This window comes from Paenibacillus sp. 01L418, from assembly GCF_056400045.1.
The window spans coordinates 1-10,957 of the sequence record NZ_JBFTSN010000211.1 but is presented as its reverse complement, the minus strand read 5'-3'; the positions used below and the strand labels follow the sequence as shown (position 1 = coordinate 10,957).

Here is a 10,957-nt window from a genome sequence, read left to right as displayed (position 1 = left end):
ACATAGCGTACTGGAACTAAAGTGCGTCCCTGAACCACTTTTCCCTCTATTACGAATGGCTGATTTGCTGCTTCTGCATGAATGTGATTAACTGAAAATATACTGGCAGACAACATTAGCGCTAATAATGCAATAGTAGTTTTTTTTATCTGAAAGCCCTCCATATCATGTATATCGTAATAGACGTCTCTACAAAGGATTAGTTGCTTAGATCACCTAAGCAATTTAATCCTTTTTTCATTTTTATTTTGGCAGGATGGGTGTAAACTGAAAGGAAAGATTGCTATACAGATATGAAAGTGTGGATAGGAGGCTGGACAGCTTTATGCAGGTGAAAATCGAAAAGGATCGGTTCGTTCGCAATGAGCGCGAAGCGGAAATCGCGGCGACAGCGGATCAGCTGGCGAGCAAGTTTGCAGGAAGATCAGCTAAGCATGATAGGGAAGGCTCTTTTCCACATGACAACTTTGCCGATATGCGGGAGTGCGGTTATTTGAAGCTTACTGTGCCGAAGCAATATGGCGGGGATGAAGCGTCATTGTATGAATTTGTACTAGCGCAGGATCATTTGGCCCGCGGTGACGGTTCAACGGCGCTCGCCGCGGGCTGGCATCTGGGGCAGGTAATGCAAATGCGGATAAGCCGTCCATGGCCCGAAGCTTTATACGCCAGCTTTTGCAAGGAGGTTGTAAGCAAAGGCGCCACAATAAATCATTATGCAAGCGAGCGAGCAACTGGAAGCCCAAGCAGAGGCGGCAAGCCGGAAACTACAGCGATAAGAACGGCTGGAGGTTTCCTTGTTAACGGGCGCAAGACCTATAGCACGCTTAGTCCTGATGTGTCTTATTTCACCATATCTGCATGGATGGAAGAAGAAAATCGTGCAAGCGAGTTTTTAATTCCAATGGGTGCAGGCATAAGTATTGAGGAAACATGGGATACACTCGGCATGCGGGCAACAGGGAGCCATGACCTCCTGTTGAATCAAGTATTCGTGCCAGACAGCGGTACGCTTGAAGGCGCAGAAATTAATCGTAAAGGCGGGACGGCCTTCGATGGCGGAACGCTGCTTCATATTCCTGCCTGTTATATCGGCATTGCACATGCGGCACGTGATTTTGCAATTCACTTTGCCCAAAACTATCGGCCTAACAGTTTGCCAGGCCCGATATCCGAACTGCCAACGATCCAGCGGCAAATTGGCGAAATGGAAGCGGAGCTAATAACGGCTCGCACCTTACTCTACAGCATCGCCGATCGCTGGGACCGGGAACCGGAGGGACGGAGCGGATTAAAGCCAGAGCTGGGCCTCGCTAAATATGTGGCGACCAATTCAGCCGTTCGTATCGTTGATCTTGCCATGAGAATAGTGGGGGGAAGCAGCTTGTCTCGCACGCTTCCGCTGGAGCGGATGTACCGCGATGTTCGCGCAGGCTTGCATAATCCGCCGATGGATGACATTACTTTAAACGGATTAGCTCAGCGGGCATTAGCAGAGATGCAGTCTGCGGAATAAATAATAAATCATGAAGAAGAGGCAGTCTCAAAAGTAGAAAATCTACTTTTGAGACTGCCTCTTCCTGTTTTTTTCTAAGTTAATCTTGCATATCAATCGGCTGGAGCGGGGTGGTTGGGAGCAAAATGCGGAAGGTTGTTCCTGCTCCGGGCAAGCTGTCTACTGCAATTGTACCTCTATGAGCATCTACAATCGATTTCGTAATGGCAAGCCCGAGACCTGCGCCGCCCTTCTTTCGCGTTCTGGATGATTCGTTTCGATAAAAGCGTTCAAACAAATGAGGCAGATGCACGGCCTCAATCCCTGTTCCATTGTCGGCAACGAGTATTTCAGCTTGAGTATTGTATGTGGCAAGCGTGATGCTGATCACGCCAGTCTCCGAATCGGTATGCTGCACCGCGTTGAAAAATAAATTGAGCACCACCTGTTTCAGCTTATCCGCATGGAACTGACCGCTCACATGAGGAGTGAGAAGCAGCGCTACTGTGCGATTGCCAGCAATCAATTGTAATTGCGGCTCCATCTCGAGCAGAAGCGCATCCAGCTTTGTTTCGGCCAGCTGCAGCTGCGGGTCTTGATCAAGCTTCGCCAGCACGAGTAAATCCTCGACCAGCTTGTTGATACGATTGGATTCAAGAAACATGCTGTTAAGCGCGCGCGCGAGTTGATCCGGATTCGAGGCCGCTCCGCGCAGCAGCACTTCTAGAAATCCGTGAATAGAAGTAAGCGGCGTCCGCAGCTCATGGGAGGCGTCCCCTACGAAACGCCGCATTTTTTCAGTTGTTTTCCGTTCCGCCTCGAAGGAATGATCGAGTCGCTCAAGCATCCCGTTAAATGCATCGGATAAACGATCGATTTCCTCTTGTCCTTGGCTGGCGGGAATTCGTTTCGTTAAGCTGCCTGCATCGGTTTGCTGTGCTGCCACAACGACGCGAGATAAAGGACGAAGCGTACGCCGAAGCAGCGGCAAATAAAGCGCGAGCCCTGCTGCAAGTGCAAGTACAGATAAGCCAGCGAATATGGCAAGCTGTGTCATGAGCAGCTGCTTGAGTGAATCGGTTTCGGTGCTCACTTGAATGAGGCCTTCGGCTCTGCCTGGCGGTCCAGCCATACGGAAGACGACTAGCTGCTCGATGCCTTCGGCATTGTTCAAGATTTTATAACCAATTTGCTTATGCGCTTTAAGCTGATTTCTAATTTGCTCATATTCATCCGTTGATAGAAGCGGGGCGTTAAGGTTATTATCCTTCGATACGTCAGCCGTGACACCGTTTGGATCAATAAGGACGATAGACAAGCCCGGTTGATAGAACATAGGCGAGTCGCGTCGATCACGCTGGGGCCGTTCAGCCGGATTAGCGGGATCACCCTGATTGCTCGTTTCAGGGCGGTTATTCGTATCTTTCCCATCCATAAACCAATCCATGGGCATCGACATGATTTGTGCATTTAAGGAATCGGCTTTATTTTGAAAAATAAAGTCCTTCATAATGAAGTATTGAAGCACGCCAATTAACAGAAACAAAGCCGCTAGTATAAGCAGCGACCGATATAATAACTGATATTTTAGTGAACGTGGAGCAAAGAAACGAGTGACGTCTGACGTTTTAATACGCGTCATGGCAGATCCATCCGATAGCCGGCCCCGCGGAGTGTTCGAATGAGGCGATGCTCCTTGTCGTCCAATTTGTCGCGAAGCGAGCGGATATACACCTCGACAATATTTTCTTCTCCACCGAATTGATATCCCCATACCTTATCCAAAATGAGCGATTTACTAAGCACGACACCATGATTTAGAATGATAAACCTTAGCAGCTCATATTCGGTAGGAGACAGCTCTAGAACCTGTTCCATATAAATGAGTTCTTTGCGGCGGTCATCGAGCCGGAACGGTCCATACACAGCTTCACCAAGCAAATTAGGAAACTGATTCCGCAGTCTTGCACCTATGCGGGCAAGCAGCTCGCTGAAGCTGAAGGGCTTCACCAAATAGTCGTCAGCTCCAAGGGTTAAGCCTTTGACACGATCCTCAATCTCATCTTTTGCTGTCAGCATAATAATAGCGATATTATCGCCTGTAGCCCTTAATGCCTCGCATACTTCAAATCCGTTCAGCCCGGGCATCATCACATCGAGGATGACGACATGGGGCTGAAAGGTACTCGCTTCCTGCAAAGCGGATTCCCCGTCATAGGCGAATCGAATATCAAATCCTTCATTGATGAGCCCGAGCTCCAGAAATTGCACGATATTTGGTTCATCATCTACAAGCAATATTTTAATCCCTTTGAAGGACACCATTTCAAATTCCCCTTTCGCAGCTTACCCCTCTATTATCTGTCTTTTTAGAAAAAGATGCATCTGTTTACTCGTTCTTTCAGCAAACTTTCAGCCACATATGAAACCGATTGATGGGTTTAGTTTACAGGTTCTATTTTGCAAAAAATGAGGTAACCTTTATATTTATAAAGCATCTTATTCCTAGTGCGTTACTTAAACTGACGTAAACTTGTTTTTTTGTATTGACTAGAGAGGAAACGTTTGTTAATTTATTGATTAATAGAAACTAATTATTGAATAATGATAATAAGGAGAATCGGACATGGATCGAATTGTAGCTGCCAGAGGCGTTGAACTGCGTTGCAAAGGCTGGAGGCAGGAGGCGCTGCTGCGAATGCTTGAGAATGTTCTTGAAAATGGCGAAAACCAACAAGAGCTTACTGTCTATGCTGCCCTCGCGAAAGCAGCGCGTAATTGGGACTCCTATCATGCAATTGTCAGCACGCTCAAATCATTAGAGGAAGATGAGACGCTGGTCATTCAATCAGGCAAGCCTATCGGCATTATGAGAACGCATAAGTACGCTCCAATTGTTGTGATGGCGAATTGCAACATTGTTGGCAAATGGGCAACGAGCGACAATTTCTATAAATATCAAGAACAGGGATTAATCGTTTGGGGCGGTTTGACCGCGGCAGCTTGGCAATATATCGGTTCACAAGGAGTCATCCAAGGAACCTATGAGATTTTTCAATCGATAGCTAGAATGCATTATGACGGCAATCTGGCTGGGAAGTTTATTTTGACAGCGGGTCTCGGAGGGATGGGCGGCGCACAGCCGCTTGCAGGAACGATGGCGGGTGCCGTTATTTTATGCGTAGAAGTGTCCGAGGCTAGAATCGACAAACGTATCGAGGTCGGTTATTTGCAGAAAAAAACAGCAAGCTTGGATGAGGCTTTGGAATGGATTCAAGCAGCTTGTGCGAATAAGGAGAGCTTGTCAGTCGGTCTTCTTGGCAACGCAGCCGATATTTATCCTGAGCTGATTCGCAGAGGCATTCAGCCTGACGTTGTAACCGATCAGACGTCGGCGCATGATCTCATGTACGGTTATATCCCTTCAGGCTACAGTTTAGATAAGGTTGCTGAGCTGCGCAGAACAAAACCGGCTCAGCTTCAAGCGGATGCAAGAGCTTCTATCGCATTAGAAGTTGAGGCGATGCTGGAGTTTCAGCGCAGAGGTGCAGTCGTTTTTGACAATGGCAACAATATTCGTTCGCAGGCTGTACAAAATGGAGTTACAAATGCTTTTGATATTCCTGTGTTTACCGAAGCGTTTCTAAGACCGTTGTTTTCTCGTGCGATTGGGCCGTTCCGCTGGGTCGCTTTGAGCGGTGAGGTTAGTGATATTCGCAAGATAGATCAATATATTTTGGAGCATTTCAGCGATAACGAGGTTGTAGTGAACTGGATTCGCTTAGCGAATCAGTATGTTCCGGTCGAGGGCTTGCCTGCGCGCATTGGCTGGTTCGGTCATGGCGATCGGACGAAGCTGGCACTAGCGGTTAACGCCATGGTTCAAGCTGGCGAGCTGAGCGGTCCCATTGCCTTCTCGCGTGATCACCTTGATGCGGGAGCGATGGCTCACCCGAATATTATGACGGAGAACATGAAGGATGGCAGCGATGCAATATCGGATTGGCCGCTGCTTAATGCGATGATTAACTGTTCATCGATGGCTGATCTTGTAGCGATACATTCCGGAGGCGGCGGATACAGCGGATATATGACAAGCGCAGGTGTCACGCTCGTTGCAGATGGCACATCCGATGCAGAGCTTCGATTAAAAACGACGCTAGACAATGACACAGGCCTTGGCGTACTGCGATACGCTGACGCTGGTTATGAGGAAGCGCTGGATGAAGTAAGCAAAAAGGGAATACGACGAATTGATACGAATCGGAAGGAGAATGCATGATGCGTGAATTAACGATAGAGGATGTAAAAGCAGCGGTAAGAGGAGGGGCAGTATTCGCATCCGGAGGCGGAGGCTGGGTTGATCATGGCCTTGAGATTGGCGGAGCAGCAGTAGGCATTGCTAGACCAAAGCTGGTTTCGGTTGATGAGCTGCCTGACGATGCCATTATTGTGACAGCGACGGCGATTGGCGCACCAGCAGGAAATGACTGGGAAATGTGGGGCATTGATTATATTAAGGCTGTTCAACTGCTGATGGACAACTATGACGGCAAGGTTGTGGGGGTTATGACACCGCAAAACGGCATGTCAAGCACCATAAATGGCTGGCTTCCAGCTGCAGCGCTCGGATTGGTTGTCGTTGATGCGACTGGTGATATTCGTGCGCATCCAACAGGCAAGATGGGTTCGATGGGCCTTGCTTCCCGCACCGATTATGAAACGATTCAGGTCGTTGTTGGCGGACGCAGAGATACGGGTTCTTATTTGGAGCTCGTTGTAAAAGGCACGCCAGCTAAGACATCGAACATTTTGCGGACAGCTGCAGATATGTCGGGAGGATTTATCGCTTCTGCTCGCCATCCGATTCCAGCATCTTATGTGAAGGAGCATGCAGCGATTGGAGGCATTTCGTTAGCGCTTGATCTAGGTTATGCGATGATCGAGGCTGAGCCGAACGGCGCGGAAGCGATTATGGAAACGGTTTGCAGCAAAACAAATGGACAGATCATCGGTCGCGGTGTCGTATTGAAAAAGGACGTCCATTATTCAGGCGCTTTCGATATTGGCACCATTACTATGACGGATGGATCAGGCGGTCAACTGACGATGCATGTCATGAATGAATATATGGCTGTGGATGATGCTGACGGCAAGCGACTTACAACTTATCCGGATGTCATTACGACCTTTGAAGCAGCAACAGGTTTGCCGATCAGTGTAGGCGGCGTGAAGGAAGGCATGGAGATCGCATTGTTTGCAATCGACAAGCAATATGTGCCTTTAAGCTCCAGCGTGAAAGATCCTACCGTATATCCAGAAGTGGAAAAAGCGCTTGGCATACCGCTTGCTGAGTATGGCTTGAAGGGTATCGTCTAGCACGATCATTCTAATTTATCGATATCTACTAAGAAGGTGCCTGTTATGAATGAAGTTATAGATGGTATCGGTCTGGAGGATACACAGTCGTCCGAACGGGTGGTTACGCTTGATGGCAATGCGCTCACGATTCGCGAGCTTGAGCAAATTGCATTGGAAGGTTATCGCGTGGAGTGCTCGCAGCATGCATTAAAGCGAGTAGAGGAGGCTCATGTTCTCATTCATGAGCTTGCCGCCGAAGGCATTCCGATCTATGGGCTAAACCGCGGCGTAGGTCTTAATAAAGATCGAACCATTACAACGGAGATGTATGAACAGTTTAACCGCAATCTTATTTATTCCCATTCGGCGGCTATTGCGCCTGCTGCTTCTGAGCAGCAGGTGCGGGCCGTGCTCGTTGCCAGGCTGAATTCATTGCTTATTGGTTGTACAGGTGTGCAGCCTGCGGTCGTACTCATGTATCAGGATTTGCTTAACGCAGCTATCCATCCGATCATTCCGCTTCGAGGATCTGTTGGCGCAGGCGACATCTCGGTTTTGTCTCATATCGGCTTAACGATGATGGGAGAAGGAAATGTGAATTACAAAGGCCAGATGATGAGCGCGGAAACGGCTTTTCAAGCTGCGGGGATTACTCCTGTGAAGCTGGGGCCAAAGGATGCACTGGCAATTGTAAGCTCCAATGCGCTGTCCGCGGGCACTGGTGCACTGGCAGCAGCAGCGGCTTTAAAGCTGCTCGGTACGGCAGATGCTATTTTTGCATTGTCGCTTGAAGCGCTTCGGGGATGCATGAATCCGCTTGATCCGGCGTTATTTGAGGTTAGGCCATTCGAGGGAGCTGCAGCAAGCGCGGCAAATGTGAGAAGTTATTTGCAAGGCGGAACGCTGYAGCAGTCAAGTGAAAACGATAAAATTCAAGATCCGCTCAGCTTTCGCAGTGCTTGCCATGTACATGGCGCAGCTCGTGATGCGCTTGCTTATGCGACAAGGCTGCTGCTCATTCAATTAAACKGATCTGATGATAATCCTTGTGTATTAATAGATGAAAGAAGAGTAGTGCCCTCCTCAAACTTTGACGTAACCTCATGGACCGTGGCGTTTGAGATGGTAGCGATAGCGCTAAGTCATGTATCCAAAATAAGCTGCTACAGATCACTTAAGCTCGGAACGCCATCCTTTACGGGTCTGGAGAGGTTTCTAGCCCCAAATCCTGAGTCTATCGCATTCGGAACGCTTCAAAAAACATACACCTCCCTTGATGCGGAAATCCGCTTGCTCTCTAATCCGGTATCTGCTGATTATTTATCGCTGGCAGGCGACATGGAGGATCATGCAAACAATACACCGCTCGTCATTCGTAAGCTCGAAGATATCATAGATCGCTTAACCTACATTATAGGGATGGAAGCGCTGCATGCAGCCCAAGCCATTGATTTACGCGGTATACAATCTGAATTAGGCAGAGGCTCGGCCGCTGTTTATTCGCAAATTCGCAGTGCAGTGCCTATGTTGACGGAAGATCGTCCGCTAACCCCAGATATTTCTGCTATGTATGAGCTTATTCGCAGCGGCATTCAATTGGAAGGAGGAGCAAATGGTGAATAACAGCTATGATCTCGTCATTTATGGAAATCTCGTACTTCCAGGGGGCGTCGCATACCATTCCGCAGTTGGAATCAAGGACGGTAAAATTGTTCGTATTGGTGATAGAGACGACACGGACATGGCTGCCGCAACAGAAAAGATTAATGCCGAAGGCAGCTATGTGCTGCCTGGTGCAGTCGACGCTCATGTCCATTGTTACAGCTCGCTTGACGAAGGGTTTTACACAGCGAGTGCAGCTGCAGCTGCCGGAGGCGTAACGACGATTATTGAAATGCCTTATGATGCGACGGGGATGATCTGTACGCTTCCTGCTTTTGAGGAAAAAAAACAACAGCTAGAACAGCAATCCATAGTTGATATGGCGATGCTTGTTACGATTCATAAGCAAGACGGTTATGACCATATCCGCCAGCTTGCCGAGGCCGGTGCATGCGGCTTTAAAGTATCGATGTTTAATACGGATTCCTTCCGCTTTCCGCGAATAGATGACGGACAATTGCTTGATTCGTTTGCGGTTATTGCTGAAACAGGTTGTCCGGTTGGCGTGCATGCGGAAAACGATGAGATCGTCCGCAGATATATTGATAAATATCGCTCCCAAGGCGCAGATCCACGTTCGCATGGCTGGAGCAGGCCGAAAGTAAGTGAATCAGCAGCAGCGCTGACCGCTATGGAGCTTGCTTATGAGACAGGAGTCAAACTGCATTTATATCATTGTACGTATCCGCGTATTTTTCAGCTGGTGGACTATTTCCGTTCAATCGGAGCGAGAGTCACTGCGGAAACCTGTACCCACTATTTGACGCTAAGTGAAGAAGATATGCCGCGTTTGCAGGCGAAAGGTAAAATCAATCCACCGCTTCGCACGAAGAAAGATAAAGAGGATTTATGGGACTTATTGAAAACCGGATCGATCGATATGATTACTTCCGATCATGCTCCGTGGCTAATTGGGCGTAAATCAGACGCGGATATTTTTAATAATGCTTCAGGTGCTCCCGGAGTAGAGCATTTGCTTCCGATTATTTACAGCGAGGGAATGGCGAAAGGAAAATTAGCGCTTACCGACATGGTCAGGCTGATCAGTCAAAGGCCTGCTGACGTATTTGGGCTTGGTCATCGCAAAGGCAGATTAACTGAAGGTTACGATGCCGATATCGCGATTATCGATCCTGCTGCAGCTTGGACGCTAGATGAGCGTGAGCTTCAATCGAGTGCTGGCTGGAGTGCTTATAACGGCATGAGTATGCAAGGAAAAGTGACGCACACGCTCGTAAGGGGAACGCTTGTGTATGAAGCGGGAGCGGTTACCGGCAAGGCGGGTCATGGCGAATTTATTAGAGCAGAGCATCTTGCTTAATCATTTTGCGAGAGAGGAATGAATGGGATGGGTAGCAAAATGGATAGACTGGTGCCAAGTGTATCTCGAATGATGTCTGATATTGAACATCTATCAATGTTTGTTGATCCAACTAAACCCGGCTGGACGCGTCGTCCATTTACGAAGCAATATGCTGACGGCAGGCGCTGGMTGACCGAGAAAATGGAGGAAGCGGGCCTGTCTGTTTCGCTGGATGCAGTTTCAAATTTGATAGGCAGCTTGCCTGGCAGCGATCCGAATTTAGCGCCTATCATGATTGGCTCGCATACAGATACCGTTACTGGCGGCGGGCGGTTCGATGGAATCATAGGAGTGCTAGCCGGCATAGAAATTGCCCGTTTGCTTCAACAAACAGGAACGAAGCTTCGGCATCCGCTGCAAATTGTCGATTTCACGGCAGAGGAGCCGAGTGAGTTTGGCATCTCCACGATTGGGAGCAGAGGGATGGTTGGCAATTTGCCTGAAGCGATGCTGGAGCTTCGCGATGATACTGGGCTGAAGCTTAGCGATGCGATTAATCAACAAGGGGGAAATGTCGAACGGCTGATGAGTGAGGCAAGGCAGCTGGGTGATGTAGCGCTCTATCTTGAGCTTCATATCGAGCAAGGTCCGGTGCTGGAGCAATCAGGCCATCAACTTGGGGCGGTGCTCGGTATCGTAGGTATTCATCGCTATCGTGTCACGCTCAAAGGTGCGCCAAATCATGCAGGGACGACGCCGATGACGCTTCGGAACGATGCGCTGGCAGGCTTTTGCGAGATTGGTTTAGCATTTGAACGTCACTGCAACGATCATGCGAGCGTAGCCGTAGGCACGATCGGCAAAGTGACGAATGAGCCGAATGCATCCAATGTCGTGCCCGGCCTCGTTCRGTTTGAGCTTGAAATCCGCTCACTTGATCGTACGGTGGCTGACGCGGTGTACGCCGCTTTTGCAGCGGAGACGATCCAGATTGCTGCAAGGCGAGGCCTTCGTTTGTCGCTTGAGCTGCTGTCGAAGTCAGATTCCGTCATTGTCAAAAAGTCTGTGCTGGGTGGAGTGCTTGCAGCCTGTGCTTCTGTTGCTCCAGCTATTCACCTCGCAAGCGGGGCGGGGCA

General features: G+C 48.9%; 8 protein-coding genes. 6 read left to right on the top strand and 2 right to left on the bottom strand.

Translation table 11 applies throughout. The features are described from left to right. Positions 1 to 325 precede the first annotated feature (325 nt). Entirely contained in the window at positions 326 to 1,516 is a 1,191-nt protein-coding gene (locus tag AC1DSE_RS21555) for an acyl-CoA dehydrogenase family protein (RefSeq protein ID WP_477509304.1), read from the top strand. A gap of 79 nt (positions 1,517 to 1,595) precedes the next feature. On the opposite strand, the gene AC1DSE_RS21550 is transcribed toward AC1DSE_RS21555, so the two are convergent. Together AC1DSE_RS21550 and AC1DSE_RS21545 are read right to left on the bottom strand one after the other, a co-directional pair. Then, positions 1,596 to 3,137, bottom strand: coding sequence for a sensor histidine kinase (locus tag AC1DSE_RS21550; protein WP_477509303.1), 1,542 nt, complete (start codon positions 3,135 to 3,137; stop codon positions 1,596 to 1,598). Further along, positions 3,134 to 3,820 (bottom strand): response regulator transcription factor, encoded by a 687-nt coding sequence (locus AC1DSE_RS21545; RefSeq protein ID WP_076269413.1) that lies wholly within the window; start codon positions 3,818 to 3,820, stop codon positions 3,134 to 3,136. The genes AC1DSE_RS21550 and AC1DSE_RS21545 overlap by 4 nt, the downstream gene beginning before the upstream one ends. 301 nt (positions 3,821 to 4,121) lie before the next feature. On the opposite strand from AC1DSE_RS21545, the gene AC1DSE_RS21540 reads away from it, so the two are divergent. The 5 genes from AC1DSE_RS21540 to AC1DSE_RS21520 form a co-directional block, all read left to right on the top strand. Continuing rightward, positions 4,122 to 5,777: a urocanate hydratase gene (locus AC1DSE_RS21540; protein WP_477509302.1), complete on the top strand. Its 1,656-nt coding sequence runs from the start codon at positions 4,122 to 4,124 to the stop codon at positions 5,775 to 5,777. Next, positions 5,774 to 6,874, top strand: a complete 1,101-nt coding sequence (locus AC1DSE_RS21535) for a DUF917 domain-containing protein (protein WP_477509301.1) — start codon at positions 5,774 to 5,776, stop codon at positions 6,872 to 6,874. The genes AC1DSE_RS21540 and AC1DSE_RS21535 overlap by 4 nt, the downstream gene beginning before the upstream one ends. A gap of 45 nt (positions 6,875 to 6,919) precedes the next feature. Further along, positions 6,920 to 8,479 carry an HAL/PAL/TAL family ammonia-lyase gene (locus tag AC1DSE_RS21530; RefSeq protein ID WP_477528161.1) on the top strand — a complete coding sequence of 520 codons (1,560 nt, stop codon included), beginning with the start codon at positions 6,920 to 6,922 and terminating at the stop codon, positions 8,477 to 8,479. Then, positions 8,469 to 9,839, top strand: coding sequence for a dihydroorotase (locus AC1DSE_RS21525; protein ID WP_477509299.1), 1,371 nt, complete (start codon positions 8,469 to 8,471; stop codon positions 9,837 to 9,839). Before AC1DSE_RS21530 ends, AC1DSE_RS21525 begins: the two co-directional genes overlap by 11 nt. Before the next feature lie 39 nt (positions 9,840 to 9,878). After that, a partial coding sequence (locus AC1DSE_RS21520; protein ID WP_477528160.1) for a hydantoinase/carbamoylase family amidase occupies positions 9,879 to 10,957 on the top strand: 1,079 nt, incomplete at its 3' end.